Annotated in this window: 24 protein-coding genes; 9 read left to right on the top strand and 15 right to left on the bottom strand. The window is 70.1% G+C overall.

Annotated elements, in window-relative coordinates; genetic code table 11:
* Positions 1 to 158 precede the first annotated feature (158 nt).
* The 5 genes from CIK71_RS04365 to CIK71_RS04345 all read right to left on the bottom strand — a co-directional run bounded on the left by CIK71_RS04365 (position 159) and on the right by CIK71_RS04345 (position 3,749).
* Positions 159 to 581, bottom strand: a complete 423-nt coding sequence (locus CIK71_RS04365; RefSeq protein WP_096163947.1) for a hypothetical protein — start codon at positions 579 to 581, stop codon at positions 159 to 161.
* Positions 578 to 1,375: a copper homeostasis protein CutC gene (locus tag CIK71_RS04360; protein ID WP_096163946.1), complete on the bottom strand. Its 798-nt coding sequence runs from the start codon at positions 1,373 to 1,375 to the stop codon at positions 578 to 580. The genes CIK71_RS04365 and CIK71_RS04360 overlap by 4 nt, the downstream gene beginning before the upstream one ends.
* Positions 1,372 to 1,800, bottom strand: a complete 429-nt coding sequence (locus CIK71_RS04355; protein ID WP_096163945.1) for a sterol carrier family protein — start codon at positions 1,798 to 1,800, stop codon at positions 1,372 to 1,374. The genes CIK71_RS04360 and CIK71_RS04355 overlap by 4 nt, the downstream gene beginning before the upstream one ends.
* Position 1,801: 1 nt before the next feature.
* Positions 1,802 to 3,100, bottom strand: a complete 1,299-nt coding sequence (locus tag CIK71_RS04350) for an adenylosuccinate synthase (RefSeq protein ID WP_096163944.1) — start codon at positions 3,098 to 3,100, stop codon at positions 1,802 to 1,804.
* 223 nt (positions 3,101 to 3,323) lie between these two features.
* Positions 3,324 to 3,749: a DUF3151 domain-containing protein gene (locus tag CIK71_RS04345; protein ID WP_096163943.1), complete on the bottom strand. Its 426-nt coding sequence runs from the start codon at positions 3,747 to 3,749 to the stop codon at positions 3,324 to 3,326.
* Positions 3,750 to 3,805: 56 nt separating this feature from the next.
* Between CIK71_RS04345 and CIK71_RS04340 the strand changes: the two genes are divergently transcribed.
* Complete coding sequence (locus tag CIK71_RS04340) at positions 3,806 to 5,473, top strand: phosphotransferase (RefSeq protein ID WP_096163942.1); 1,668 nt, start codon at positions 3,806 to 3,808, stop codon at positions 5,471 to 5,473.
* A 43-nt stretch (positions 5,474 to 5,516) separates the two neighbouring features.
* Positions 5,517 to 5,942 (top strand): D-aminoacyl-tRNA deacylase, encoded by a 426-nt coding sequence (gene dtd, locus CIK71_RS04335; protein WP_096163941.1) that lies wholly within the window; start codon positions 5,517 to 5,519, stop codon positions 5,940 to 5,942.
* Between the two features lie 73 nt (positions 5,943 to 6,015).
* Here dtd and CIK71_RS04330 read toward each other — a convergent pair whose 3' ends face one another.
* Positions 6,016 to 6,714, bottom strand: a complete 699-nt coding sequence (locus CIK71_RS04330) for an HAD hydrolase-like protein (RefSeq protein ID WP_096163940.1) — start codon at positions 6,712 to 6,714, stop codon at positions 6,016 to 6,018.
* A gap of 82 nt (positions 6,715 to 6,796) precedes the next feature.
* Here CIK71_RS04330 and CIK71_RS04325 point away from each other — a divergent pair, with 82 nt between their 5' ends.
* Together CIK71_RS04325 and CIK71_RS04320 are read left to right on the top strand one after the other, a co-directional pair.
* Positions 6,797 to 7,543, top strand: coding sequence for a phosphoglyceromutase (locus tag CIK71_RS04325; RefSeq protein ID WP_096163939.1), 747 nt, complete (start codon positions 6,797 to 6,799; stop codon positions 7,541 to 7,543).
* A gap of 218 nt (positions 7,544 to 7,761) precedes the next feature.
* Positions 7,762 to 8,766 (top strand): acyltransferase domain-containing protein, encoded by a 1,005-nt coding sequence (locus CIK71_RS04320; RefSeq protein WP_096163938.1) that lies wholly within the window; start codon positions 7,762 to 7,764, stop codon positions 8,764 to 8,766.
* 31 nt (positions 8,767 to 8,797) lie between these two features.
* Here the strand turns inward: CIK71_RS04320 and CIK71_RS04315 are convergent, their stop codons facing one another.
* Entirely contained in the window at positions 8,798 to 9,466 is a 669-nt protein-coding gene (locus CIK71_RS04315) for a TetR/AcrR family transcriptional regulator (protein WP_245857287.1), read from the bottom strand.
* A 176-nt stretch (positions 9,467 to 9,642) separates the two neighbouring features.
* On the opposite strand from CIK71_RS04315, the gene CIK71_RS04310 reads away from it, so the two are divergent.
* Together CIK71_RS04310 and CIK71_RS04305 are read left to right on the top strand one after the other, a co-directional pair.
* Positions 9,643 to 11,502: an MDR family MFS transporter gene (locus CIK71_RS04310; protein ID WP_096163936.1), complete on the top strand. Its 1,860-nt coding sequence runs from the start codon at positions 9,643 to 9,645 to the stop codon at positions 11,500 to 11,502.
* 464 nt (positions 11,503 to 11,966) lie between these two features.
* Positions 11,967 to 13,061 (top strand): GNAT family N-acetyltransferase, encoded by a 1,095-nt coding sequence (locus tag CIK71_RS04305; RefSeq protein ID WP_096163935.1) that lies wholly within the window; start codon positions 11,967 to 11,969, stop codon positions 13,059 to 13,061.
* 249 nt (positions 13,062 to 13,310) lie between these two features.
* Here the strand turns inward: CIK71_RS04305 and guaA are convergent, their stop codons facing one another.
* From guaA to CIK71_RS04290, 3 genes are all read right to left on the bottom strand, one after another.
* On the bottom strand, positions 13,311 to 14,900 hold the full coding sequence (guaA, locus tag CIK71_RS04300; protein ID WP_096163934.1) for a glutamine-hydrolyzing GMP synthase: 1,590 nt from the start codon (positions 14,898 to 14,900) through the stop codon (positions 13,311 to 13,313).
* Positions 14,901 to 15,133: 233 nt separating this feature from the next.
* Positions 15,134 to 15,499 (bottom strand): DUF3817 domain-containing protein, encoded by a 366-nt coding sequence (locus tag CIK71_RS04295; RefSeq protein WP_258775605.1) that lies wholly within the window; start codon positions 15,497 to 15,499, stop codon positions 15,134 to 15,136.
* A 63-nt stretch (positions 15,500 to 15,562) separates the two neighbouring features.
* Complete coding sequence (locus tag CIK71_RS04290) at positions 15,563 to 16,597, bottom strand: SURF1 family protein (protein ID WP_176485539.1); 1,035 nt, start codon at positions 16,595 to 16,597, stop codon at positions 15,563 to 15,565.
* 166 nt (positions 16,598 to 16,763) lie between these two features.
* Between CIK71_RS04290 and pta the strand changes: the two genes are divergently transcribed.
* Together pta and CIK71_RS04280 are read left to right on the top strand one after the other, a co-directional pair.
* A complete protein-coding gene (gene pta / locus CIK71_RS04285) occupies positions 16,764 to 18,875 on the top strand; it encodes a phosphate acetyltransferase (protein WP_176485538.1) in 2,112 nt (703 codons plus the stop codon).
* 27 nt (positions 18,876 to 18,902) lie between these two features.
* Positions 18,903 to 20,171 (top strand): acetate/propionate family kinase, encoded by a 1,269-nt coding sequence (locus CIK71_RS04280; RefSeq protein ID WP_096163931.1) that lies wholly within the window; start codon positions 18,903 to 18,905, stop codon positions 20,169 to 20,171.
* A 61-nt stretch (positions 20,172 to 20,232) separates the two neighbouring features.
* On the opposite strand, the gene CIK71_RS04275 is transcribed toward CIK71_RS04280, so the two are convergent.
* Positions 20,233 to 20,892 (bottom strand): biliverdin-producing heme oxygenase, encoded by a 660-nt coding sequence (locus CIK71_RS04275; RefSeq protein WP_096164231.1) that lies wholly within the window; start codon positions 20,890 to 20,892, stop codon positions 20,233 to 20,235.
* Between the two features lie 561 nt (positions 20,893 to 21,453).
* On the opposite strand from CIK71_RS04275, the gene CIK71_RS04270 reads away from it, so the two are divergent.
* Positions 21,454 to 21,999 carry a hypothetical protein gene (locus CIK71_RS04270; RefSeq protein ID WP_096163930.1) on the top strand — a complete coding sequence of 182 codons (546 nt, stop codon included), beginning with the start codon at positions 21,454 to 21,456 and terminating at the stop codon, positions 21,997 to 21,999.
* Between the two features lie 102 nt (positions 22,000 to 22,101).
* On the opposite strand, the gene CIK71_RS17650 is transcribed toward CIK71_RS04270, so the two are convergent.
* From CIK71_RS17650 to CIK71_RS04245, 4 genes are all read right to left on the bottom strand, one after another.
* Positions 22,102 to 22,977, bottom strand: a complete 876-nt coding sequence (locus CIK71_RS17650; RefSeq protein WP_176485537.1) for a hypothetical protein — start codon at positions 22,975 to 22,977, stop codon at positions 22,102 to 22,104.
* A 93-nt stretch (positions 22,978 to 23,070) separates the two neighbouring features.
* The gene (locus CIK71_RS04255; protein ID WP_096163928.1) at positions 23,071 to 23,589 is read right to left on the bottom strand and encodes a hypothetical protein; all 519 of its coding nucleotides are present in this window, start codon (positions 23,587 to 23,589) and stop codon (positions 23,071 to 23,073) included.
* Positions 23,586 to 24,665 (bottom strand): hypothetical protein, encoded by a 1,080-nt coding sequence (locus CIK71_RS04250; protein WP_096163927.1) that lies wholly within the window; start codon positions 24,663 to 24,665, stop codon positions 23,586 to 23,588. The genes CIK71_RS04255 and CIK71_RS04250 overlap by 4 nt, the downstream gene beginning before the upstream one ends.
* 19 nt (positions 24,666 to 24,684) lie before the next feature.
* Positions 24,685 to 25,794 (bottom strand): GuaB3 family IMP dehydrogenase-related protein, encoded by a 1,110-nt coding sequence (locus CIK71_RS04245; RefSeq protein ID WP_096163926.1) that lies wholly within the window; start codon positions 25,792 to 25,794, stop codon positions 24,685 to 24,687.
* Positions 25,795 to 25,876: the final 82 nt, after the last annotated feature.

The following is a 25,876-nucleotide window of genomic DNA, read 5'->3' as shown; positions in this document are numbered from 1 at the left end:
ATGATGACACAGAGCCCGCCGCCGTCGACCCGTCGTCCGTGAGCGGGACGAGACCCGCCCCTCGGTGTCGGGGACGTGCACGCGCCAGTGTCGCCGGGCGGCTCCCAGCGTGGGGACTCGTGACCCGAGGACGCCCCATGACGTCCCTGACCTGCCGCTCAGCGTCCTCGTGGGCCCGAGGAGCGATGGCGGAAGGCGTCGATCGCGGCGGCGATGGCCGCGAGCGGCACGCCGATGAAGACCGCCGAGGTGAGCATGAAGTTGAGCACACCGGTGGCGTCCACGAAGTCGAACAGCGGCGAGATCAGCAGGGCCACGACCGCGGGGACCGCGATGGCCAGCGTCACCCAGAACCCCAGGGCCGGAGTCCGTCGACGGCGCACATAGATGCTCGTCGAGCCGGCGACGGCGGACCTCTCCTCCGCAGCGGTCTTCTGCGCAGCCTCGTCCGCAGCGGTGTCCTGCGACTGCTCGTCCGCAGGGGCCTCCTGCGTCGCCTCGGGTGTCACGCCCGCCTGTTCGCCCCCGGCTTGGTTCTCCGGATCGGCCGGGTCGTCGTTCCTGATGTCGTCGTCGTTCACAGCACTCCTGCGGCATCGACCGCGGCGGTCACGACCGCGGGGTCGGTCTGGGTATCGGGGGCTTCCGCTTCGCGGGGAGCTCCGGGGCGGCGGCGCGCCGAGAGGTGCACGTCGGCCACCCCGCTGCGCTGCACGAGGTCGGCGATGTCTGCGGGGCGGACTCCCCCGCCGGCGCACACGTCGAGGATGCCCTCGCCGGCGTCGACCATCGCCCCGAGGTCCTCGGCGCCGTCGAGGGCTCGGACGGCGCCGCCCGAGCTCAGCACCCGGTGGAAACCGAGGCCGAGCAGCGTGCGCACCGCGTCGACCCGCGCCTCGGTGCCGGGCAGGGCGTCGACCGCCCGATGGCAGGTCAGCATCACGCCCCGCACGGCCGACTGACCGGCACGCAGCGCGGCATCCCGCACCGTCTCGATCGCGGGGATGTCGAGGGCTCCGTCAGGAGTGAGCGCGCCGAGCACCACTCCGGCAGCACCGGCGAGCACGGTCTGCTCGGCCTGGCGAGCCATCTCCTCGATCTCCTGCGCGGTGTAGGCGAACTCCGCGGGCCGGCCCAGGAAGTCGTCGTCGCCGGCGCGGGAGCGGATCAGCACGTGCACGTCGAAATGCGGCTTGGCATCCCGGGCGGCGACCATGGCCGCGGCGCGCTCGGTGCACTGAGCGACGAACTCGGGCGGCGGGGTGGTCCCGCCGCGGGCGAGGTCCACGCACAGCTCGACCCGATCCGCACCGCTCAGCGCGGCGGTCTCGAGGCCCGCCAGATCCTGGACGGCGATCTCCACGGCGATGCTCATCGGGGCTCCTGTTCTCCGTCTTCTCCGTCCGCCGCCTGCTCCCGCGCGGTGCGCACGGTGCGGCGGGGGCCTGTCAGGGGCAGCAGCTCGGAGAGGTCGCTGCGCTCTCCGCTGGCGCGGACGCGCCCCTCATCCACGGCATCTCCCCACGTCAGCTCGCCGCTGACGAGACCCAGCCAGGTGCCGGCGTCGGTCTCGACCACGGCGGGCGGGGTGCCCCGGGTGTGTCGGGTCCCCGTGATCGCCTGGACCGCAGCGAACGGCGGGACCCGCAGCTCCACGGCTCCGCCGGGGAACTCCTCGGCGAACAGCTCCAAGGTGTGCCGGACGGCGGGTGCGAGCACCGCGCGCGGAGCCTCGGGACCCACGGCCCACGCGGCCAGCGCGCTGCGTCCGGCCTCGGGATCGGTACGTCGGGTGACCACGTCAGCGGGTTCCCGAGGGCAGCAGGTCGTGGACGGCGATGGTGGCGGTCCGGTCCGGGCCGACGCCGATCGCGCTGATCCGGCAGCCGGCGAGCTCCTCGAGGCGCAGCACGTAGTTGCGTGCGTTCTCCGGCAGCTCGTCGAACGTCCGTGCCTCGGAGAGATCCTCGCTCCAGCCCGGCAGCGTCTCGTAGACCGGCACCGCGTGGTGGAACTCGGTCTGCGTCATGGGCATGTCGCGGTGGATCACGCCGTCCACGTCGTAGCCGGTGCAGATCGGCACCTCGTCGATGCCGGTGAGCACGTCCAGCTTGGTCAGCACCAGATCGGTGCAGCCGTTGATGCGCACGGCGTGGCGGATCATCAGGGCGTCGTACCAGCCGCAGCGGCGAGGGCGGCCGGTGTTCACGCCGACCTCACCGCCCGTCGTCTGCAGGTATTCGCCCCACTTGTCCTCGAGCTCGGTGGGGAACGGCCCGGCGCCGACGCGTGTGGTGTACGCCTTGACGATTCCGATCACCCGGTCGATGCGGGTGGGGCCGACGCCGGTTCCGGTGCAGGCGCCCCCGGCGGTCGGGTTCGAGCTGGTCACGAACGGGTAGGTGCCGTGGTCCACGTCGAGGAAGGTGGCCTGGCCGCCCTCCATGAGCACGACCTCGTCACGATCCAGCGCCGAGTTCAGCAGCTCGGTGGTGTCCACCACCATCGGGCGCAGGCGGTCGGCGTAGGAGAGCAGCTCCTCGACGACCCCGTCGATCTCGACGGAGCGGCGGTTGTACAGCTTGACCAGCAGCTCGTTCTTCTGACGCAGCGAGCCTTCGATCTTCTGACGCAGGATCGACTCGTCGAACAGGTCCTGCACCCGGATACCCAGGCGGCCAATCTTGTCCATATACGCCGGGCCGATGCCGCGACCGGTGGTGCCGATGGCGCGTTTGCCCAGGAAGCGCTCGGTGACCTTGTCGAGGGTCTGGTGGTACGAGGCGACGATGTGGGCACTCGCACTGATCCGCAGGCGGGAGGTGTCCACACCGCGCTTCTCCAGCATCGCGATCTCCTCGAAGAGCGCCTCGAGGCTGACCACCACGCCGTTGCCGATCACCGGAGTGACCTGAGGGGAGAGGATCCCGGCGGGAAGGAGCTTGAGCTCGAACTTCTCGTCTCCGACGACCACCGTGTGGCCGGCGTTGTTGCCTCCGTTGGGCTTGACGACGTAGTCGACTCGTTCTCCGAGGAGGTCGGTGGCCTTGCCCTTCCCCTCGTCACCCCATTGGGCTCCGACGATCACGACGGCGGGCATGGCAACTCCTGGAATACGGGGGATAGCGGGAACCAGCGGAACGAGCAGTGACGGAACGAGCACTGACGGATCGAACCCGTGGATCGTACCAAGCACCGCCCGCACCTCGCCTGGACGAGGTGCGGGCGGTGAAGTGCGCCATGCTCCGGCGCGGAAGCGGGTCGAGATCGACCCCGGGGAATCCGGGGGCAACCTCTGAACAGCCAGGAGGAGCCCCTGGGAGTCAGCCCAGCAGGCTGGGATCTGCCTCGCGGAGGAACTCGGTGACCCGATCGCCCTCCACGTCATCGCCCAGACGGCGCGACGTCTCGCCGAGCATCGCGAGCGCCCGCAGGAAGCCGCGGTTGGGAGCGTGGGACGCGGGGATCGGGCCCTGGCCTCGCCATCCGGCGCCGCGCAGTGCGTCGAGCCCGCGGTGGTACCCGGTCCTGGCGTAGGCGTAGGCGGCGACCTCGTCGCCGTCGCTGAGGGCGTCCTGCGCGAGGGTGGCCCATGCCAGGGGCGATTCGGGGTGACGCGCGGCGATGTCGCGAGGATCGCCTTCTTCGAGCTCGGCGGCCACCTGGACGTCGATGAAATCGTCGGGAAGACGGGTCTCCGGGATTCCCAGAAGGTTCCCGCTGGTGAGGTTATCGGTACGATCAGCCATGCACGCATCGTAGGCGCTGTCCGCCGATGACCTCTCGGAGCAGATGGATTCACCCCATGTCACGTACGCAGGACGGCTCGGAGCTTCTCACCGGGCCCGGAGCCGGCGGGCTGCTCCGCTCAGCCGTCGGCAACTCCGGCGGCGTGCTGCACAGCTGGCAGCTCGATCATGTCGACCACCGTCCCGGCCGCAGCACCAAGGCGCTGTACCGCACCATGGTCTCCTGGCCCGAGCTCGACGGCCCGCAGGCTCCCGCCCGCGAGGAGCTGTTCGGGGCGAGCGCCCACATCGGCGAGCGCGAGAAGAACCTCTACGTCGCCGAGCAGACGCTGGTGATGACCGACGGCGATATCAACGTCCGCGTGTGGCGCTACCCCCACGACCCCTGGCTCCCGATGCTCCCGCTGGTCTGCTACCCGGATGTGGTGGGTCGCACCCTGCACGATCTCGGAGTCGCGCTGGGCCCGGATCCCGCCGTCCCGATCGCGATCGACGTGGTCTCCTATCGTCCCGGCCGACGCGCGGTGCTGCGCGCCAGCCAGGGTGATCACGCCGTCTTCCTGAAGGTCATGCAGCCCCATCGCAGCGAGGAGATCGTCGAGCGTCACCAGCGTCTGCTCGCCGCCGGCGTCCCGGTCCCCGCGGTGGTCGCCCATCACAACGGGCTGGTCGTGCTCGAGGAGCTGCCCGGCCGGCCGCTCGCCCGCGCGGTGATCGACGAGGGCGTGGACGCGTGCCGGGCAGAGGACCTCGTGGCTCTGCTGGACCGGCTCCCCGCCTCGATGTATACGCTGCCCCTGCGGCCCCCATGGACCGATTCGGTCGACTTCTACGCAGGGATCGTGAGCTCCTCGGTCCCGTCCCTCGGCCCGCGGCTGGATGCGCTGGTGCGCACCATCCGGGAGGGTCTGGGCGCGCTCGAGCAGCGCATCGACATGGGCCCGCACGACGTGGTCCACGGTGACTTCTACGAGGCCCAGGTGTTCGTCCAGGACGGGAAGGTCGTGGGGCTGCTCGACATCGACACCGTGGGTCCCGGCCGACGGTCCGACGACCTCGCCTGCCTGCTCGCCCATCTCAGCGTGCTCGCCGACTACGGCAATGCCGGGCGCATCGATCGGACGATGCAGGAGCGCGTCGAGGGGGCCATCCACAGCTGGCGCACCGTCTTTGCCGATCGGGTGGACCCCACGGAGCTCGCCCTGCGTTCCGCGGGCGTGGTCCTCTCCCTGGCCACCGGTCCGCATCGTCAGCAGGAGGCCTCCTGGGAAGCGGCGACCGAGGCGATCGTGCGGGTCGCCGAGGAATGGGTCTCCCAGGCCCGTGCGGCGGAGTCGGAGCGCATCGCCGCCGCGAGCGGCCCCGCCGCGCAGATCCCCTCCCCGGTGCAGCCTGCTGACCCCGACAGCCCGAGCGGGGTCGCTCCGCAGCCGCCGGCACCGGCGGAGCAGGACGGGACGCAGCCGCAGGCCCAGGTGCAGCCGGAGTCGCAGTCGCAGTCGCAGTCGCAGTCGCAGTCGTTGGCAGGGTCACCTCCGCAGCCCGGAGGCGGCTCTCCCTCCGGTGCGCTGCCGCAGTCGGCGTCCTCCACCCCGCCTCCTGCTGCGCGGCTCCCCCACCCGGTGGCCGCAGAGGCCCCGGAGGCCCCGGGCGCCCCCGCCGCGACCCCCGGCGACGAATCCCCCACGCAGGAGCGCCGGATCGACACGATCCAGCCCTACTGAGCGCTCGCGTCCGTCGGCCGGGGCCGTGTGCCACCATCGGAGCATGCGTGCAGTGCTCCAGAGGGTCGACGGTGCTCAGGTCGAGGTCGATGGCGAGGTGATCGGCTCCGTCGAGGGCGAAGGCGTGCTGGCGCTGGTGGGCGTGACGCACGATGACGGCCCCGCCCAGGCCGCCACGATCGCACGGAAGATCTGCGAGCTGAGGATCCTCGACGGTGAGCGCTCCGTCGTCGACTCCGGCGCCCAGGTGCTGGTCGTCTCACAGTTCACGCTCTACGGCGATGCCCGCAAGGGCCGTCGGCCGTCATGGAGCGCAGCCGCCCCGGGCCCTGTCGCCGAACCGCTCGTGGAAGCCGTCGTCGAGGCGATCCGCGAACGCGGGGTGACGGCCTCGACCGGCCGCTTCGGCGCGATGATGCGGGTGGGGCTCGTCAACGACGGCCCGTTCACCATCCTGGTCGAGGCGTAGGCGGGATCTGCGAGCCCGGCGGTGCGACCAGACCACGAGCGCGGCCGCAGGGCCCTCAGCGCCCGCAGGGCTCTCAGCCCAGCAGCATTCCGGAGAGCTCCTCGACGGTCCGGGCGACCGGCAGCCCGGCGCTCAGCTCGACCTCTCCCCCGTATCCCCAGCCGACCAGCACCGCGGGCAGTCCGTGCGCCGCAGCCCCCTCGGCGTCGTGCAGCCGGTCCCCGATCATGACGGCGGCGGGCACCTCGTGCGAGGCGGCCTCCGCGACGGCCGAGCGGAGGTCAAGCCGATCCAGGACGCTGGCGATGACCGCGGACTTGTCATCGCGGCCCGTGGCCCGATCGGTGCCGCCGATCAGCGCGAACTCCCCGTCCAGCCCTTGGTGCGCGAGGAGGCGCCGGGCGGTGGTCTCGGGCTTGTTGGTCGCCACGGCCACCGTGCGCCCCCGCGCCGTGAGAGAACGGACCAGCTCAGGGATCCCGGCATAGGGCGCGGCGGAGAGCAGGCCGCGCTCCTGGTAGTGCGCCGAATAGGCCAGGCGCAGCTGCTCCGAGCGCTCCGGAGCGAGGCCCAGCGTCCCTTCGAAGGACTCCGTCAACGGCGGGCCGATGAAAGTGCGCAGCACCTGCTCGGAAGGCAGCGGCTCCCCGCACTCGGCGAAGGCGTGGGCGAGCGCTGCGAGGATCCCGGGCCCGGAATCGACGATCGTGCCGTCAAGATCCAGGAGGACGACGGGGACATCGGTGAGGCGGCCGGGCGCGAGAGCGGTCATGGAGCCGAGACTAGATGAGCGGGGCACGTCGATGCTGTGAGCACGACATGCGCGCCCCAGCAGCCCCGCGTACCCTGGGAGCATGACCTACACACTCGTGCTGCTCCGCCATGGCGAGAGCGACTGGAATGCGAAGAACCTGTTCACCGGCTGGGTGGACGTGCACCTCACGGAGAAGGGGCGACAGGAGGCCACGGAGGGCGGCGACCTCATGAAGGAGGCCGGCATCCTCCCCGACGTCGTGCACACCTCCCTGCAGCGTCGCGCGATCATGACCGCGAACCTCTCCCTGGATGCTGCGGACCGTCACTGGATCCCGGTCAAGCGGGACTGGCGCCTGAACGAGCGTCACTACGGCGCCCTCCAGGGCATGGACAAATCCGAGATCCGCGAGAAGTACGGCGAAGAGCAGTTCATGGCCTGGCGCCGCTCCTACGACACCCCGCCGCCGGAGATCGAGTTCGGCTCGGAGTTCAGCCAGGACCAGGATCCGCAGTACGCGGACCTCGGCGACCAGCTGCCGAAGGCGGAGTGCCTCAAGGACGTCGTCGAGCGCTTCCTGCCGTACTGGGAGGAGGGCATCAAGCCCGACCTCACCTCCGGCAAGGTCGTGCTCGTCGCCGCCCACGGCAACTCGCTGCGCGCCCTGGTGAAGTACCTCGACGGCATCTCCGACGAGGAGATCTCCGGGCTGAACATCCCCACCGGCCAGCCGCTGGTGTACGAGCTCGACGAGAACTTCCAGCCCGTCGAGAAGGGCGGCCGCTACCTCGATCCGGTCGCCGCGAAGGCCGCCGCCGAGGCCGTCGCCAACCAGGGCAAGAAGTAAGCCCTGCAGCTCATCTGAGCGACGCCACGAGGGGCCCCTCGTGGCGTCGGAACGCACCGTTTCGCGACCACACACCCTTCCCCTGCCCAGCACCCGTCCTGCCCCTGCCGGACGCCCGCCCCTCCGGTGTCGGGGCGGGCGGTGACCGGCCACGGCGTCGGGGCGCCGAGGGGCGACCCGGGTCACAGTCAGCGCTGCACAGGCGATACGGTGGCCCCATGACAGATCGCCGTGCCGCGCGCCCCGACCACCTCGGCGATCCGCCGACCTCCGTCCGGGCGGCCGACGAGCTCGGCCCCGACGACGTCGCCGCTCTGCTCATCGCACCGTCGGCCCCCGACCTGCTCGACCAGCTCGGGATCACCGGCCGGGACCGCGAGGAGCTGCTGCCCCTGCTGCCCCGAGCGGTCGCGGACGAGGAGATCCTCACCGAGATCACGCGCACTGCGAACCTGCTGCGTGCTCGCGCCGGACTGGACGTCCCCGAGGTCCGCCTCGAGGAGCTCGCCTCGACGCACGACCGCCTCCAGGAGCGCCTCGCGCCCGGCGAGGGCCTGATCGCGATCCTGGCCCTCGCCGTGGGCACGAGCACCGTGCGCACCTGGCACGAGGCTCGAGGACTGGGCGCCGAGCTGTCCTGGGAGGTCCTCGCCGACCTCGGCCAGCAGATGCGCGTGCACCGTCGTGCCAGCGGGCGCCTCGGGCTGCACCAGCGCGGCTGGACGGCGCTGAACTGGGCGGGCCGACTGGTCCACCTGGGACGTCTGCAGTTCGACCTCCATCGGGTCGACCCGGGCACTGAGCTGGAGCGCTGGGCGGTCGGGACCCACATCCCCGCCCGCGGGCCCCTCACCCCTGACGAGGTGGAGGCCTCCTTCGAGCGCGCCACCGCCTACTTCACGAACCACTACGCGGACCTCGACGAGCAGCGCCCGCCGTCCGCTCCACGCTTCGGCACGGAGTTCTTCTGCGATTCCTGGCTGATCAACCGCGCCCTGGTCGAGGAGCTGGGCGTGTCCTCGAACATCGGCGCCTTCGTCGATCGCTGGGAAGTCCTGTCGACCTCGCCGAACCCCGACGGCGCGGCGTTCTTCGTCTTCGACGAGCGTCCCCCGTACGACGCGGCCACCTTGCCGCGCACCACCCGGCTCGAGAAGGTCGTCGCGGAGCGCCTCGCCGACGGACGGGGCTGGGACAGCGGCATCGGACGCCTGGTGCGCTGAGACGAGTCCGCGCGGCCGGACCGACCGGGACTCAGACCTCCCGGAGGCCGCCGTCGTAGAGCTCCAGGACCCGGTCGTACGCGCTGGGCAGATCCAGGCCCCGGGTCATCGAGAGCCCGAACGCGCTGCGGGTCAGGGCGAACCCCACCTGCACCACGATCGCCGCGCACAGGCGGGCGTCCTCGGGCTCCATGCCCTCGTCGAGCATCCCCTCGCTGAGCACCTCGACCAGCTCGGACTGCACCTCGATGAGATTTCCCGAGGAGATCGTGTGCAGGTGCGGCTCCTTGGTCATCACGAGCTTCTTGAGCTCGCGCAGCTCCGGATCGGCGGGGATCCCGGCGAGCACGTCCCTCAGCACCGCGCGGAGCGCGTCGCGGGGGCTCGCCACCTCGAGCTGTGCCCTCAGCTGCTGTGAGAGCTGCACGGCTTCGCCGGGGACCACCCCCAGCACGGCCGCATCCTTCGTGACCCAGTGGTTGAAGAAGGTGCGGGTGGAGACCCCGGCCTTCCGCGCGATCATCTCGACGGTCACCTGCGTGAAGCCGTGCTCGGCCACGAGCTCGACCGCTGCACGGTGCATCGCGATCCGGGTCTGGCGCTTCTTGGTCTCGCGCAGACCCAACCCGTCCTCGGGGGGATCGTCGGGACTGCCCGGAAGCGGGTCGGGGGGCATGGAGGGTGTCGCTGCGTCAGTCACCCCTCCATCGTAAGTCCGACGGATCACAGAAATTGCACTCGCTGAAATAGTGCAGTCGATGTAACAGGTCGCTAGACTGTTCCGGTCGAGGCTCAAGGATGCGCTGCGACCGTCGGACGAGTTCTTCCCGCCCGAGAACCACTCCGCCCATCCGCCATCGCCCTCCGAGGAGCTCCATGAGCACAGCATCGACCCCCGCAGCACCTCCCGGCACTGCCGCAGCCTCCGGCCCCACCGCGGCCCCGGCCGCCCCTGCCCCCTTCACCGGCCTGGATCGTCAGGGCAAGCTGGTCTTCGTCGGCCTCATGCTCGGCATGTTCGTCGCCTCCATGTCCCAGACGATCGTCGGCCCCGCGATGCCCCGCATCGTCGCCGAGCTGGGCGGCGTGGAGCACTACAGCTGGATCGCGACGGCCGCGATGCTGGTCTCCGCCGTCGCGGTCCCGATAGTCGGCAAGCTCTCGGACCTGTACGGGCGCCGCTGGTTCTACCTCGGCGGCCTCGCCATCTTCATGCTCGGCTCGATCCTGGCCGGCATGGCCACGGACTTCTGGTTCCTGGTCTTCGCGCGCGCCGTGCAGGGCCTGGGCATGGGCACTCTGATGCCGCTGAGCCAGACGATCATCGGCGACATCATCCCCCCGCGCCAGCGCGGCAAGTACCAGGGCATCATGGGCGCCGTCTTCGGCGTGACCTCGGTGGTCGGCCCGCTCATCGGCGGCTCCGTCACCGACCACCTCGGCTGGCGCTGGCTGTTCTACATGATGCTCCCCGTCGGCGTGATCGCCTTCGTGTTCATCCTGAAGTTCCTGCACCTGACCGCCGAGACCCAGCACGGCAAGGTCGACCTCCTGGGCATGTTCACCCTCACCCCCGGCATGGTCATCGCACTGCTCGCCACCACGTGGGGCGGCGGGGACTACGCCTGGAGCTCCCCGGTGATCATCGGGATGTACGCGGTCGCCGCAGTGTTCCTCATCGCCTTCGTGATCATCGAGACCCGGGTCCCCGAACCGCTGCTGCCGATGCACCTGCTGATGCGCCCGATCGTGGCACTGTCGGTGGCCGCGTCCTTCGCGATCGCCGTGGCCATGTTCGGCGCGATCATCTACATCCCGGTCTACGCCCAGGGAGTCATGGGCGTCTCCGCCACCAACTCCGGCGCGATCCTCATCCCGCTGTCCGTCGCCATGATCGTCACCTCGATCCTGGTGGGCCTGCTCATCTCCAAGACCGGTCGCTACAAGGAGTTCCTGGTCCTGGGCGGCGCGGTCCTGGTGGCCGGCTACTGGCTGCTCTCCCGCATGGAGTACGGCGACTCCCAGCTGAAGCTGACCATGGCGATGATCGTCATCGGCCTGGGGCTCGGTCTGTCGATGCAGGTGTACACGCTGGTGGTGCAGAACGTCGTCGCCCAGCGCGAGCTCGGCGTCGCGACCGCTGCGATCCAGTTCTTCCGCAATATCGGCTCGACCATCGGCACCGCGGTGCTCGGCACCGTGATGACCGCGCAGATGTCCAGCTCCATCCAGACGCAGCTCGAGCAGATCCCGCCCGAGAAGATGACTGCGCTCCAGCAGTCCGGAGGGTCGGTGGACAGCTCGGGCCTGGAGAGCGCCGTGCTGGATCCGACCGCTCTCGAGAAGCTCCCCGATTTCCTCGTGGAGCCGATCCGGATGGGCATGGGGGACGCCATGCACATGGTGTTCCTGACCGCGCTCCCCTTCGTGCTCATCGCCCTGGTGCTTTCGCTGTTCATCAAGCAGGTGCCTCTGCGCGAGACCCTGCACACGGTCGAGGAGACCCCGGTGCAGCCCGGTTCGGACGCCGCGGCGGACTTCGCCGGCACGGGCAGCGAGTCCCAGGAAGCGCACCCGCACACCGGTGAGCTGGCGGCCGTGGGCGCCTCCGGCGAGGCACCGGCCGGCCACGACGATGGCAACCACGACGGCGGCGGCCGGGGCGGCTACGACAGCGACCGCGGGTACGACGGCGGCGGCCACGGCGACCACCTGGCGCAGTCCTCCGACCGCTGATACCACCCGCCGGGCCTGTCGAGCGCCCGGGCTCGGGCTCTCGGGCTCTTGGAGCAGCCCCCACCGACCCACCGGTGGGGGCTCCTCTGTCCCTGAGCCGGTCGGATGCTCGTTACTCCTCAGTACCCGGGGGCAGTAGGCGTTGAGGACGCCTCACTCCGCCTGTTTCGCCGGGGTGCCCATACCGTCGGGCTGCCAGACGCGCCGGGATGCCCACACCGTCGGGCCGCCTGTTCCCCGGGGCACCCGCGCCGTCGGGCTGCGGGACGCGCCGGGCTCCACAACGCGGGCCTTGCGGAACCGTCTCCGGAGGCAGCCGCCCGCTACCCGCAGCCATCGTTCTGCGTGGAAGCCGCCGTTCTGCTTGCCGGAGCGACAGCGCGAACCTTTCGATCCTGCATCCCTTCTCTCCCTCCCAGCCGCTTTCCCTGCCCTGCCCGGCCCGTACGTGGCACCATGAACCGGTGCTCCTCGTCGATCATTTCCCGCCCACGATCCCGCCCGCCCTCGAGGGACGGTTCACCTCGCGTCTCCCTCTGGAGAGGGACGTCGACCCAGTCGCCGCGCTCGTGACGGCAGGCATCCGACGCCATACGCCTGACGGGGCGGCTGATCCCGACGGACTGCGCTCGCGCATGGTCGGACTGAAGTCCTGGTCCCGTCGCCAGGTCGTGGTGGTGCCCACCGCGCACGACGGCTCCCCCAGCACGGATCGCGCGCCGGTCGCCTGGATCGCACTCGAGGACCGTGCCTCGGGCCGCACCAACGTGCAGTTCGTGGTCGACACCGAGGTCCCCGATCGCGATGCCCTCGCCGCCTCCCTGCTGGACTGGGCCGTCGAGGTCGGCGGGTCCTTCGCCCGCCACCGGGGACTCGGCTCCACTCAGCTGTCCTGCGATGCGAACGAGCTGGACACCGATCGCAGCCGTCTCCTCGCCGCCGCGGGCTACGACATGGTGCGCACCTGGCTGCACATGCGTCGGCCGGTGAACGCCGGCGAAGCGATCACCACTCGCGAGCCCCGCGCAGGCACTCGCGTGCGTCCGGTCCATCGCCATGAGTCCGGGCTCCCCGTCGCGCAGGACGTGCGGACCGTGCACCGGATGCTGGAGGAGTCCTTCGCCGATCACTTCAACTCCTACCGGGAATCCTTCGCCGAGTTCGTCCAGCGTCTCATCGAGAGCCCGGACGAGGCCGCCTGGGACCACTGGTGGATCGCGGAGGTCGAGCGCGAGGGCCAGTGGCTCCCCGCCGGCGGACTGGTCGCCGCGCGGATGTCGGCGACGCCGACGCTCGGCGAGGGCACTTACCTGGAGTACCTCGGGGTGCACCGCAGCGCACGCGGGCACGGCATCGCGAAGTCCCTGCTGCGCGCCGCGACCCAGGACGCCGCCGAGCGCGGCCGCACCCACGTGGATCTCGAGGTCGACAACGACTCTCCCACCGGCGCGGACGGCCTGTACGAGTCGATGGGCTGGGAGACCTACGAGCGCACCCAGTCCTGGCATTCGTCGGCCGACGCGCACCCCTCGCGCCTGCTCGAGCCGCCGCGGGACTGACACCCGCGGCTCTCTCCGCCACGTACCCGAGACACGCACCCGGGCCAGGCCGGGACGGGACGGGCTGCACATGCACACCAGGCCATGCCGAGCCACACCAGGCCATGCCGAGCCACATCGGGAAGACCACGTCAGGCCGCGCCGCGCCACGCCCGCCACGCCAGACGAAATGTGAGCTGGGGACCGATGTTNNAACATCGGTCCCCAGCTCACAAAAGCGTGACGGGTCGGGCCGTCACGCCCGGTCGATCATTCCCACTCGATGGTTCCCGGCGGCTTGCTCGTGATGTCGAGAGTGACGCGGTTGATCTCCCTGACCTCGTTGGTGATGCGCGTCGAGATCCGGCTGAGCACGTCGTAGGGCACCTTGGCCCAGTCGGCGGTCATCGCGTCGTCACTGGTGACGGGTCGCAGCACGACGGGGTGGCCGTAGGTGCGGCCGTCTCCCTGCACGCCCACGGAGCGCACCTCGGCCAGCAGCACCACCGGGCACTGCCAGATGTCGCGGTCCAGGCCCGCGGCGGTCAGCTCGGCGCGAGCGATGGCGTCGGCGTGGCGCAGGATGTCCAGGCGCTCCTTGGTGACCTCGCCGATGATGCGGATGCCCAGACCGGGGCCCGGGAACGGCTGACGCCAGACGATCTCGTCGGGCAGGCCCAGCTCCGAGCCGACGGCGCGCACCTCGTCCTTGAACAGGGCGCGCAGCGGCTCGACCAGCTCGAACGAGAGGTCCTCGGGCAGTCCGCCCACGTTGTGGTGGCTCTTGATGTTGGCCGCGCCCTCGCCGCCGCCGGACTCGACGACATCCGGGTACAGGGTGCCCTGGACCAGGAAGGCCTTGGCCTCGGCGTGATCACCCTCGATGACGCCCCGCTCGCGCAGGATGTCCTCCTGGGCGCTCTCGAAGGAGCGGATGAACTCGTGCCCGATGATCTTGCGCTTCTGCTCGGGATCGGTGATACCCGCCAGAGCGGTGAGGAACTGCTCCTCGGCATCGACCATGATGAGCTTGGCGCCGCCGGTGGACTCCCCGAAGGCCTTCTCGATCTGCTCGGACTCGTCCTGGCGCATGAGGCCATGGTTCACGTAGACGCAGGTGAGGCGATCGCCGATGGCGCGCTGCACGAGGGCCGCGGCGACCGCGGAATCGACGCCGCCGGAGAGCCCGCAGATCGCGGCGCCCTCGCCCACCTGGGCGCGGATCCGGGAGACCTGCTCCTCGATGACGTTGCCGGTGGTCCAGCTGGGCGCGATACCGGCGCCGTGGCGCAGGAAGTTCTCGAGCACCTCCTGGCCGCGGTCGGAGTGGCCGACCTCGGGATGCCACTGCACGCCGTAGAGCTGCTTCTCCCGGTTCTCGAAGGCGGCGACGGGGCTGCCCGACGAGGAGGCGATGACGTCGAAGCCCGCGGGGGCTGCGGTCACGGAGTCGCCGTGGCTCATCCACACGTTCTGGTCGACGTCCTGCGCGCTGAGCAGCTGCGAGGAGGCGTCGAGGGCCTCGAGTCGGGTGGCGCCGTATTCACGCACGCCCGTCGGGGCGACGGTGCCGTCCAACGCGGCGGCCATCGACTGGAAGCCGTAGCAGAGCCCGAGCACGGGCACGCCGGCCTCGAGCATCGCCGGGTCCAGGCGCGGGGCGCCATCGGCGTAGACGGAGCTGGGCCCGCCGGAGAGGATGATCGCGCGTGGCTGCTTGGCGAGGATCTTCTCCACCGGCATCGTGTGCGGCACGACCTCGGAGTAGACCCGTGCCTCGCGGACACGTCGAGCGATGAGCTGGGCGTATTGCGCTCCGAAGTCGACGACGAGGACTGGGCGCTGGTCGGTGTCGGTCACGATGCAGAGTCTACGGGCGCACGCGGCCCGGATGCGTCACCTGGGGGCCGGGAGGAGCGCAATACTCGTCACGCCCGTGCCCGAGCGGAGAACTCTCGTCGCGGGCACGGCATCCCGGACCGTGCCCGCGAGACAGCCCCGGCGAGGAGCCGAAGGCATCCCGGGTGGCGCGTCGAAGGCTCTCGAGCGGGGCCGTCGAAGGCATCCCGGTGGCGCGCACCTCAGGAGCCTGCTCAGACGCCCGGGGCCCCGTCCGCCGAGTCCGGGGCCTTGTCCTGGAGGGTGGGGCGACGCTTGAGGTCGGCATCCACCGACTGGTGCGTCCACCGCTCGCCGAAGAACGAGAGCACGGGGATCACGCCGAAGAACATCAGGAGCACCATCCGGGGCAGGCCCCAGCGCATCTTCGCCCACAGGTCGAAGCTGAGGATCACGTAGATCATGTAGATCAGGCCGTGGATCGGGGACCAGGTCTTCGAGATCTGTGCCCAGGTGTCGGAGGTGCTGGTGAAGATCGCCTCGCCGCCGAACACCACATAACGCATGATCATGATCGACACCAGCACGAGCAGTGCGATGCCTTCCACGATGGAGGCCACACGGAAGCGGGCGAAAGAGGTCCGAATGGCGACTTCGTCCAGGGGGCGAGAGGGGGGCACGGGTCACACGTCCTTATCGAGGGTCGAGCCGGCCTGCACGGAGGCCGAGGCGGTGGGGGCGGCGGACGCCGCGGCAGCGTCAGCGGTGGCGCCGACGGAGGGATCGTCAGTGGTGGCGCCGACGGAGGGATCGTCAGCAGCCGCCGACGACACGGCAGGGCCGACAGAGGGATCGTCAGCAGCCGCCGAGGACACGGCAGGGCCGACGGAGGGATCGGTGGAAGTCGCCGAGGACGAGGACGCAGCTGAGCCGGGCTCGGCGGAGCCTGCGACCGATCGCTCGAGGGCTTCACGCTGTTCGGCGAGCTCGTCGAGATAGGCGGTGCGCACCGACCGCCACCACAGGAAGAGGAAGAAACCGCCGAACAGCACCCACTGCAGGGAATAGCCGATGTTCTGCCAATTCAGCCCCTTGGAGAAGGCGGACTCCGCCGGGGGCATCGGCTGCATGCCGTCGGCAGGCTCGGTCACGGCGACGAATCCGGCATACATCGGCGAACCCCACTCGTTGACGAGCAACGGGGTCGCGATCTCGTCGACGACACCGTCCTCCACTCCCCCGACGGCGGATTCGCTGGCCTCGAGGCGGCCCGTGACCTGCACCTGGCCGTCGGGGACCGGTGGGGCGAGAGAGGCGTCGATCTCCCCGTCGTCCCCGGTGACCTCGTCGGCCCGGACCCAGCCGCGGGCCACCGGCAGGAGCGCTTCGGTGCCGTCGTCGAGGTCGACGTGGAGCGCGGCCACGATGATCGCGGCGTCCTCGCCGTCGATGGACCGCCCCGGCACCACGACCTGGTCGTCCGCCGTGAAAGCACCGGTCGCCGTCACGATGTCCCCGACGATCGCATTGGTCACCGCGTCGCCGACGCCGAGCACGTCCTCGATGTCGCCGAGCTGTGCGGGGCCGTCCGCCTTGTCGGTGATCGCGCGGTGAGCACGGTCCCACTGCCAGCCTGCGAGCAGGCCGCAGACGAGGGTCGCCACCACCATCAGGGCGAGCAGGCCCAGGAATCGGGGACGGAGGGCGACGCGGAGCATGAGGCTCATCGTACGAGTCGCACCTGGGACCCGGCTAAGACAACAGGGGCTGGGGAGGGAGATCTGTGCGACGTCGGCGGGGCCGCCGAGACTCCCGCCCCCGCCCGGCTCCGAGGGTCCCGACTCCGAGGGCGGAGGTCCCCGCCGTCGGCGGCCGAGCGCGCCTATGCTGGCTGCTGTGACTCAGAGTGTGTATATCGCCAGTCCCGAGGGGACGACCGGGAAGTCGATGGTGGCCTTCGGTCTGCTCGAGGCGCTCGCCTCCCGCTCCGACCGGGTCGGCGTCTATCGACCCGTCGTGCAGGCCGACCGCGCGCGCGATCATGCCGTCGACCTGCTGACGAGCCATCCGGCCGTCGACCAGGAGTACGACGACGCGATCGGCGTGGATCACCAGCTGCTGCTCTCCGATCCGGACACCGCCCATGAGCGCATCCTCAGCCATTACCGCGACCTCACCGAGCGCTACTCGATGCTCGTGGTGCTCGGCAGCGACTACGACGATCTCGCCAATCCCACGGAGCTGACCTTCAACGCGGAGGTCGCAGCGAACATGGGGGCCCCGGTGGTGCTGGTCGTCTCCGGCCTGGATCGCACCCCCGAGCAGATCGCCTCCCTCACCGCAGTGTCCGTCGGCCAGTTCACCGCGCACCACGCCACCCCGATCGCCGTCGTGGTCAACCGTGCCCCCCTCGATGCCCTGGAGGAGGTGCGCGAGGCGACTGCAGCGAGGGTCGAGGGCGCGCTCGTCTCCGTGATCCCGGAGAACCCCGTGATCATGGCCCCGACCGTGCAGGAGGTCCACGACGCCGTCGGAGGCTCTCTCCTGCAGGGCAACCCGGAATGGATGGGCCGTGTGGCGATCGGCACCGTGATCGCCGCAATGAGCCTGCCCAATGTGCTCAGCCGCCTCACCGAGAACTGCACGGTGATCGCTCCGGGCGACCGTTACGACCTGCTGCCGGGCCTGATCATGGCGCAGCAGTCCGGCACCTTCCCGGCGCTCTCGTCGATCGTGCTGACCGGCGGCTACGACGTCCCCGGCGAGGTGAGCCGACTCATCTCCGGCGTGCAGCAGGACCTTCCGATCATCGCGTCGGACCTGTCCACGTTCGACACCGCGGTGAAGGTGGCTAGCACCCGCGGGCGTTTGAGCGCCGACAGCCCCCAGAAGATGGACGCCGCCCGTCGTGCGGTCGCCGAGCACCTCCCCACGGCCGACGTGCTGGCGGCGCTCGAGGTGAGCCGCAGCGAGGTCGTCACCCCGATGATGTTCGAGTTCGAGCTGCTGGCGCGCGCCCGCGGCGAGAAGAAGACGATCGTGCTGCCCGAGGGCGAGGACCCCCGCATCATCGCCGCCGCGGAATCGATCCTCGCGCGGGGCGTGGCCGACCTCATCCTGCTGGGTGAGGAGAACCAGATCCGGGCGAGGGCTGCCCAGCTGGGACACGACATCTCCGAGGCGGAGATCGTCTCGCCGCAGTCCGAGGAGCACCTGTCCCGGTATGCGGCGGAGTACGCCCGGCTGCGGGCGAAGAAGGGCGTCACCCTGGAGCAGGCCCGCGAGAGGATCCAGGACGTCTCCTACTTCGGCACGATGATGGTGCAGATGGGCGAGGCCGACGGGATGGTCTCCGGCGCGGCGCACTCCACGGCGCACACCATCCGCCCCTCCTTCGAGATCATCAAGACCAAGCCCGGCGCGAAGATCGTCTCCTCGGTGTTCCTCATGGCGCTCGAGGACCGTGTGCTGGTCTACGGCGACTGCGCCGTGAACCCCGATCCCACCGCCGAGCAGCTCGCGGACATCGCCGCGCAGTCCGCCGCGACCGCCGAGCAGTTCGGCATCAGCCCGCGGATCGCGATGCTCTCGTACTCCACCGGCACCTCCGGCACCGGGGCCGACGTGGACAAGGTGCGCGAGGCCACCGGCCTGGTGCGCACGGAGAATCCCGACCTCGACGTCGAGGGACCGATCCAGTACGACGCCGCCGTGGACGCCTCGGTCGCCAAGACCAAGCTGCCGGACTCCTCGGTCGCCGGCCGCGCCACGGTGTTCGTCTTCCCTGATCTGAACACCGGCAACAACACGTACAAGGCGGTGCAGCGCTCCGCCGGGGCGATCGCCATCGGGCCAGTCCTGCAGGGACTGAACAAGCCGGTCAACGACCTCTCTCGTGGGGCCCTCGTCGAGGACATCATCAACACGGTGGTCATCACCGCCATCCAGGCCCAGGCGGAGCCGTCGCCCGGTGCCGGCACCGCCTCCGCCCTCTGATCCCACTGCCCAGGAGCTGACACGCCCATGACCGATCCCGCCGCAGAGGCCCGCGTCCTCGTCATCAATTCCGGTTCCTCGTCGCTGAAATTCCAGCTGCTGGACCCCGAGACGGGCACGGTCGACGCCTCCGGGATCGTCGAGCGCATCGGCCTCGAGCGCGGCGTCGCCTCCCTCACCGCGGGCCAGCAGGAATCGAGCTTCGAGGGGGACGTCCCCGACCACGGGCAGGCGATGACGATCGTGCAGTCCCTGTTCACCGACGTCGGGCTCTCCTTCGCCGATGACCGGATCCGCGCCGTCGGCCACCGGGTGGTTCAGGGCGGAGCCCGTTACTCCTCCCCGGTCCTGATCGATGAGCAGGTGCGCTGGGACATCCACGACCTCGGCAAGCTCGCGCCCCTGCACAACTACGCGGCGGTCGACGGCATCGACGGGGCGAAGGCGCTGCTGCCCGACGTCCCGCACATCGCCGTCTTCGACACCGCGTTCTTCACCGCGCTGCCCGAGGCCGCCGCGAACTACGCCCTGAACCGCGAGGTCGCCCGGGAGTACAGGGTGCGTCGCTACGGAGCGCACGGCACCAGCCATCAGTACATCTCCCGCACGGTCTCCGATCGGCTGGCGGCCGAGGGCCGCGACGTGTCGAGCCTGCGCCAGATCGTCATGCACCTGGGCAACGGCGCGTCCGCCTCCGCAGTGCTCGGTGAGCAGGCGGTGGAGACCTCGATGGGGCTCACCCCGCTCGAGGGGCTCGTGATGGGCACGCGCACCGGCGACATCGATCCCACGATCTACCTGCATCTGCATCGCCGGGCGGGGCTCGACGCTCCTGAGATCGACGACATCCTCAACAAGCGCTCGGGGATGATCGGGATGTGCGGGATGAGCGATTTCCGCGATATCACCGCCGCCGTCGAGGACGGCGACGAGGCCGCGATCCTCGCCATGGACGTCTACGTGCATCGCCTGCGCAAGTACCTCGGCTCCTACACCTTCGTGCTCGGCGGCCTGGACGTCCTGACCTTCACCGCCGGTATCGGCGAGAACGTGCCGATGGTGCGTGAGCGCGTGCTGACAGGCCTCGAGGACCTCGGCATCGAGCTGGATCTCGAGGCGAACGCGGTGCGCAGCAAGGAGGCACGGGTGATCTCCACGCCCGCCTCGAAAACCCTCGTGATGGTCGTGCCGACGAACGAGGAGCTGTCCATCGCGCAGCAGGCTGCCGAGGTCGCGCGCGAGAGACGCGACGGAGACGTCCCGCGCGGAGCAGAGGACGCTCGCGGAGAGGATTGAGCCTGGGGCCGGCCCGTGTGCGCGGGATGCCCTCGCGCCGGGCGAGCGCGGCGAGACCTGCTCAGGCGTCCAGCGCGCGGAACATCTCGCCTGCCAGCTGGTAGCCGAGCTTCGCCTCGTCCAGGTAGTCCTCGCGCACCCGCGGATCCACGATCTCGTCCAACTGTGCCCGGTAGGCGTCCTTGACCCGCTTGGGGGCGTCGATGTCGCTGAAGTCCCACATCGTCAGCTGCTCGCGCGGCACGCCGTAGTGGCGCGCGACCAGAGCACCGATCGCCTGTCCCCCGGAGAGGTCACCGAGATAGCGCAGGTAGTGGTGCGCGAGCAGCTGCGGAACCGACGCCTCACGGATCCGCACCGCGTACCGCTGCGTCACGGGCAGGGGCGCGTCGATCCCGTCGTGTTCACCGAAGCGTCGTGCGAAGTCCTCCCGGATCGCCGCGGCGCGAGCGAAGCGCGGATCGTGGAAAGCGGCCGCGAGCGCGTCGTGCTCGGCGGCCGCGGAGATCGCCTCTTCGAGGGCCACGTACACCGGCAGATACTGCGAGAGCAGTCGCCAGTAGTCCTCCTCCAGCAGCTCGCCGCCCATCAGGCGGGTGATGAAGCCCTTGTTCTCCGCGTCGGAGTGCTCCTCGCGCGTCGCCTCCCGAAGGAGGGTCGAGAAACTCGTGGCCGGATCCTGCACCGCAGTGCTCTCCCCCGCTGTCGTGGTGATGGCCATATGACGCTCCTCGTTCTGCATGGTGCGCCGGAAGAGAGCGATCGATCCGGGGCCGGAGTCCGGCAGACTGTCCGGCCGTCGGACCGGTGAACCGTCGAGCCGTCGGACCGTCGGATCGTCGGATCGTCGGATCGTCGGATCGTCGCCGAACATCTACCCGAACCCATTTTCCTGACGCTGTGTCAGATCGAGTATGGGGTGCGGTCGCTGCGGTGACAAGAGGCGTCTCAGGATCCGAATGACCTCATCGCCGCAGGCGACGTCGACCGGCAGTCCTCGGGCCGCCGGCCACCACCATCGCCCTCACCGAAACCGGCATCGGCGCCGCCCGAATCCGCTGCCGACGAGCCGCGGTGCGTCAGCGGCGCGACCGCACGACAGGTCTCGTCCGAATGAATTATGCAACACCTTCGGTCCGTAAACAAGTGCGGCAGCCCGCTGTGCCGACAGTGGCCGCTCTGGTCCCGGCACCGTCCGGCCATGGGTAGTCCTCCCCGTCTCGCGAGAGCGCTCCAGCCCGTATTCTGTGGGGATCATCTACGGCGTACCCAGGGGGAACTGATGGCGTACCAGCAGCCTTACGGCACCTACTACGAGCCGCGCAGGAAGCGGGGCCTGAAGCGGATCATCTTCGGCAGCCTGGGCATCATCGCCAACGGCATCGGCCTGCTCGTGATGCCCATTCTCGCCGGTGTCGTCGTCATGATGATCGCGATGCTCTCCGTGACCCCGGTGCCGTCCGGAAGCGATTCCGTCACGTTCGACGCCTCGTCGTCCTCGCTGCACTTCGTGTACGTCCCCACGACCGAGGCGAACTCGGCGTCATGCACGGTCGAGGACGGTGCGGGAGTCAACTGGGAGCCCGAGGTCACCACCCTGACAGCGACCGTCGACGGCACGGAGTACACGCCGGTGGGTCAACTGGACGTCACCTCCGATCAGGAGGTCACCATCACCTGCGCTGGAGCCGGCGACGTCGCGATCGGTGAGGTCGGAGTGGGCGGCACCCTCATCGCCCTCGTCATCGGCCTGGTGATCCCGATCGTGCTGGGCCTGCTCGCGATCGCACTGCTGGTCTGGGGGATCATCGCGCGCGTGCGGTCCTGACGCCGAGCGTCCCCGAGGGCCCGGGCTCCGCGGTCATCCTCAGGGGGCGGGCGCCTGCTCGTCCCGTGAGGTCGACCGCGGACCCCTATCGTCCGGACCGCCCTAAGGGTTCTGTTCCCCCCGAGGGCCCTGTTCGTCCTGACGCTCCTGCGGGGCCTGTTCGTCCTGACCCTCCTGACCCCACTGACCCTCCTGAGGGTCCTGATCCTCCGGAGGGTCCGCGGAGTCCGCGGTCAGCGAGAAGCCACTCCGGTAGACGCTCGTCGGGGTGTAGACCGCAGAGCTCCCAGAGAACACGGCAGGGGTGGTCAGCGAGGCCCAGGCCTCCGGGAGCTCCGTCTCGTACGCGGGCGTCTGCGGGTCAGAGATATCCGTCAGTTCCGGGGTATCCGTCAGTTCCGGGCCATCCGGCAGCTCGGCACCGTTCGACACCTCTGCTTCGCTCGACACCTCGGCGCCGTCCGGTTGACCGACGCTGTCCATCCGGTCCGGTTCCGCGGGCACCGTCGGCAGCGCAGGCGAGGCCTCGTCCGCCGCGGCGTCCGGTTCCCTCTCGGCCGGCTCCGTCTCGGCCGGCTCCATCGCTGCCGACGGGGCCTGCGAGGGAGCCGGCTCCTGGTCCATCCGCGTCTCCGGGGCTGCCTGATCAGGCGTCGTCGCCGCGCCGATCGTGCTCGCCGGGCTCAGCGGGGGCTCCGCTCCCAGCGGGGACCCCGGGCTCTGTGGGAGTTCCGGGCTCAGCGGGGACTCCGGGTTCTGCGGAGGTTCCGCGCTCTTCTGGGTCGACGCTTGCGCGCGGCCCTTGGGTCGCCACGGCTCGACCTTACGACGCATCGTCACCGTGGTGCGCCCCGGCGTCGGCCAGGAGTCCTGCCGTGTCCCGTCAGTCGACGGGGAGCGGTCCCGACGATTCTTGGAGCGCTTCCGCGAGCCTGTCCGCGTGCCCACCACGACGAGGACGACTCCGAGCAACACCATCCAGACGAGATCCACTGCCCCACCCCTCTCCCGAGGTTCCTCTCTGCGTCGTTCGGCATCCGCGGATCTGTGCGGAGGCATCGCAGAGTCCGATCACTGACGAAGCCCGTCGGCCTCACGCTCTGCCGCCTCGCAGCATGCAGCGGCCCACCCCTGAGCGTCGACGATCAGCTCATCACGCCACGGGATGCCGAGCGCCTGGGCCATCTGCCAGCGGTGCTCGGCGCCCAATTCGGAGAGCTCCGTCGACGGCACACGCAGCAGCTCCTCATCCATCGTCGAGGCCCCAGGTCCACCTGATGATGCTCCGGAGGGTGTCCGGGTGCGTGTCTCCTGAATGCGCCGACGGCTGCCCAGCCGGACGAGCATCCCGGGCACAGCGGACAGGACGAAGAGCGCCAGCACGAGGCTGGGGAATCCGCTGGCCGGATCGAACACGAAATATTGTGCGTACCTGAACTGCGACCAGCTGTGGAGCACCCCGGTGTAGCCGTCGTAGACCCACAGAGAGGCCGCGACGGCCAGCACGAGCGCGATCACGAGCCGCCAGGGGCGCAGGATCCGTCCCGCGCCGTCACCGGCCGCGCGGACGTTCTCGGCGCGGTCGCTCATCGGCTCACCTCCTCGCCCTGGTCCTGGTCGTCGTCGCCCAAGATCTCGTGCTCCGCCCGAACGGAGTCGTAGAGGGAGGTCGGCGTGTAGACCGACCCCGAGGAGGCGGTGAATCCGCTGCTCCAGATGCTCGAACCCGAAGCGTCGTGCGACATCGACCCGTCAGCCGACGAGCGCGTCCCCGCCGTCGGTGACGGCTGGGCAGCGGGGAACGGCGGCTGCTCAGCGGCGAACACCGGCTGTCCGGCGCTGAACGCCGGCTGCTCTGCAGCCGACGTGGACTGCTCCAGCCCCACGTCACTCGCGTCGCTCGGGTCCCTCGGATCACTCGGGTCACTCGGGTCGCTCGACGAGGCGAACGCGTCCTGCGTGGCCGGCGCGTCCTCGGTGCGCGGTTCTGCGGCGGAGCACCGCGTGGAGTCCGAGCTGGACCGCGTGGACGGACCGGCATGCAGCGCCCGGAGGATCTCCAGGAGTGCACGGGCACCGCCCTCGGTCTCGTAGACGGACTTCCAGGGGATGCCTGCGGCGCCGGCCATGGCTTTCAGGTCCTGGACGCTCATCAGTCCCTCACCTGCGCCCGCGCCGTCGTCGGATACGAGGAGGTCGTCGTCACCGAAGGTCACGGACGAGGAGCGCTGCGTGCGGGTGACCTGCCAGGAGATCCCGCCGCTCAGTGCCGACGAGCCCCCGCTCGACCAGGAGGACGTGGAAGTCCAGGCAGGGGGTGCTGTCGAGGAGGGCCGGCTGCGGGAGGCACGTTGCCGGAACCTTGCGATCCCCCAGGGCAGCACCGCGAGAACGAGCAGCAGGATGATGAGCGCGACCACGGTGAAGCGCTCCATCAGGAGCACGTAGATCCACCACGGCAGGACGGGAGCCAATGCAGCGTATGCGGCACCCGCCACCAGGAAACCAGGGTTCGCATACTCCTCGTACATCGGGCCGAACAGCAGCAGCATGCACACTGCGACGCACAGCAGCCCCAGGAGCAGCGCCAGCGTCGGCATGAGGCGGCCCTGCCGCCTGCCCCGCGCGGCGGTGCCGGAGGGCACGCCCCCGGCCCGGATGGTCATCGCGCGCTCGACTCGAGGATCACGCGGTGGTCACGACCTCGACGCGCTGGAACTCCTTGAGGTCGAGGTACCCGGTGGTGGCCATCGCATGACGCAGGGCACCGACCAGATTGGTAGAGCCGTCGGCCGCGATCGACGGACCGAACAGGATCTGCTCGAGCGGTGCGACGGTGCCCACGTCGACGCGGTGACCACGGGTGAGCGTGGGGTGGTGCGCCTCGCTCCCCCAGTGGTGGCCGTGGCCGGGAGCCTCCTCGGCGCGGGCGAGGGCGGCACCCACCATGAGGCCGTCGGCGCCGCAGGCGATCGCCTTGATCAGATCGCCGGAGCGCCCCAGTCCGCCGTCGGCGATGACGTGCACGTAACGGCCGCCCGATTCGTCCATGTAATCGCGGCGAGCTGCGGCGACGTCCGCCACGGCGCTCGCGAGGGGGACGGAGATCCCGAGGGTCTCCTGGGTGGTCTGCGACGCGCCGCCGCCGAAGCCGACCAGCACGCCGGCCGCCCCGGTGCGCATGAGATGCAGAGCGGCGGTGTAGGTCGCACAGCCGCCGACGATCACGGGCACGTCGAGCTCGTAGATGAATCGCTTGAGGTTCAGCGGCTCCCGGCCGGTGGAGACATGCTCGGCGGAGACCGTGGTGCCCCGAATGAAGAACAGGTCGACCCCGGCGTCCACGACGGTCTTCCAATGCTCCTGGGTGCGCTGCGGGGAGAGAGAACCGGCGGCGGTGACGCCGGCGTCCCGCAGCTGCTGGATCCTGTCACGGATCAGTTCAGGCTTGACCGGCTCTTCGTAGATGTCGCGCATGACCTGCACGACCTCGTCGTCCGAAGCGCTCGCGACCTGCTTGAACTGGGCGGAGGGGTCCTCGTACCGGGTCCACAGGCCCTCGAGGTCCAGCACGCCGAGCCCGCCGGCCTCGCCGAGCTGGATCGCGGTCTCCGGCGACATCAGCGAGTCCATCGGGGCTGCGAAGATCGGGATGTCGAAGTGGTAGGCGTCCACCTGCCACGCGGTGGAGACGTCTTCGGGGTCTCGCGTACGACGGGATGGCACCACCGCCACGTCGTCGAAGCTGTAGCTGCGGCGTCCCCGCTTGTTGCGGCCGATCTCGATCTCGCTCATCACACCGGGAGTCTACCGTCGGCCGGATCAGAACCGGGCATCAGCGCCGCGAACGGCCCCGGACAGGCACGGGCGCTAGGGC

This window comes from Brachybacterium alimentarium, assembly GCF_002332425.1.
Classification (GTDB): Bacteria; Actinomycetota; Actinomycetes; order Actinomycetales; family Dermabacteraceae; genus Brachybacterium; species Brachybacterium alimentarium.
This window is presented reverse-complemented; position numbering and strand designations above follow the sequence as displayed.

Coding starts and splice junctions, on each gene's coding strand:
- CIK71_RS04360 (WP_096163946.1), bottom strand. CDS start 1,375: ATGAGCATCGCCGTGGAGATCGCCGTCCAGGATCTGGCGGGCCTCGAG.
- CIK71_RS04350 (WP_096163944.1), bottom strand. CDS start 3,100: ATGCCCGCCGTCGTGATCGTCGGAGCCCAATGGGGTGACGAGGGGAAG.
- CIK71_RS04345 (WP_096163943.1), bottom strand. CDS start 3,749: ATGGCTGATCGTACCGATAACCTCACCAGCGGGAACCTTCTGGGAATC.
- CIK71_RS04340 (WP_096163942.1), top strand. CDS start 3,806: ATGTCACGTACGCAGGACGGCTCGGAGCTTCTCACCGGGCCCGGAGCC.
- dtd (WP_096163941.1), top strand. CDS start 5,517: ATGCGTGCAGTGCTCCAGAGGGTCGACGGTGCTCAGGTCGAGGTCGAT.
- CIK71_RS04330 (WP_096163940.1), bottom strand. CDS start 6,714: ATGACCGCTCTCGCGCCCGGCCGCCTCACCGATGTCCCCGTCGTCCTC.
- CIK71_RS04325 (WP_096163939.1), top strand. CDS start 6,797: ATGACCTACACACTCGTGCTGCTCCGCCATGGCGAGAGCGACTGGAAT.
- CIK71_RS04320 (WP_096163938.1), top strand. CDS start 7,762: ATGACAGATCGCCGTGCCGCGCGCCCCGACCACCTCGGCGATCCGCCG.
- CIK71_RS04310 (WP_096163936.1), top strand. CDS start 9,643: ATGAGCACAGCATCGACCCCCGCAGCACCTCCCGGCACTGCCGCAGCC.
- CIK71_RS04290 (WP_176485539.1), bottom strand. CDS start 16,597: ATGCTCCGCGTCGCCCTCCGTCCCCGATTCCTGGGCCTGCTCGCCCTG.
- pta (WP_176485538.1), top strand. CDS start 16,764: ATGCTGGCTGCTGTGACTCAGAGTGTGTATATCGCCAGTCCCGAGGGG.
- CIK71_RS04280 (WP_096163931.1), top strand. CDS start 18,903: ATGACCGATCCCGCCGCAGAGGCCCGCGTCCTCGTCATCAATTCCGGT.
- CIK71_RS04275 (WP_096164231.1), bottom strand. CDS start 20,892: ATGGCCATCACCACGACAGCGGGGGAGAGCACTGCGGTGCAGGATCCG.
- CIK71_RS04270 (WP_096163930.1), top strand. CDS start 21,454: ATGGCGTACCAGCAGCCTTACGGCACCTACTACGAGCCGCGCAGGAAG.
- CIK71_RS17650 (WP_176485537.1), bottom strand. CDS start 22,977: ATGGTGTTGCTCGGAGTCGTCCTCGTCGTGGTGGGCACGCGGACAGGC.
- CIK71_RS04255 (WP_096163928.1), bottom strand. CDS start 23,589: ATGAGCGACCGCGCCGAGAACGTCCGCGCGGCCGGTGACGGCGCGGGA.
- CIK71_RS04250 (WP_096163927.1), bottom strand. CDS start 24,665: ATGACCATCCGGGCCGGGGGCGTGCCCTCCGGCACCGCCGCGCGGGGC.
- CIK71_RS04245 (WP_096163926.1), bottom strand. CDS start 25,794: ATGAGCGAGATCGAGATCGGCCGCAACAAGCGGGGACGCCGCAGCTAC.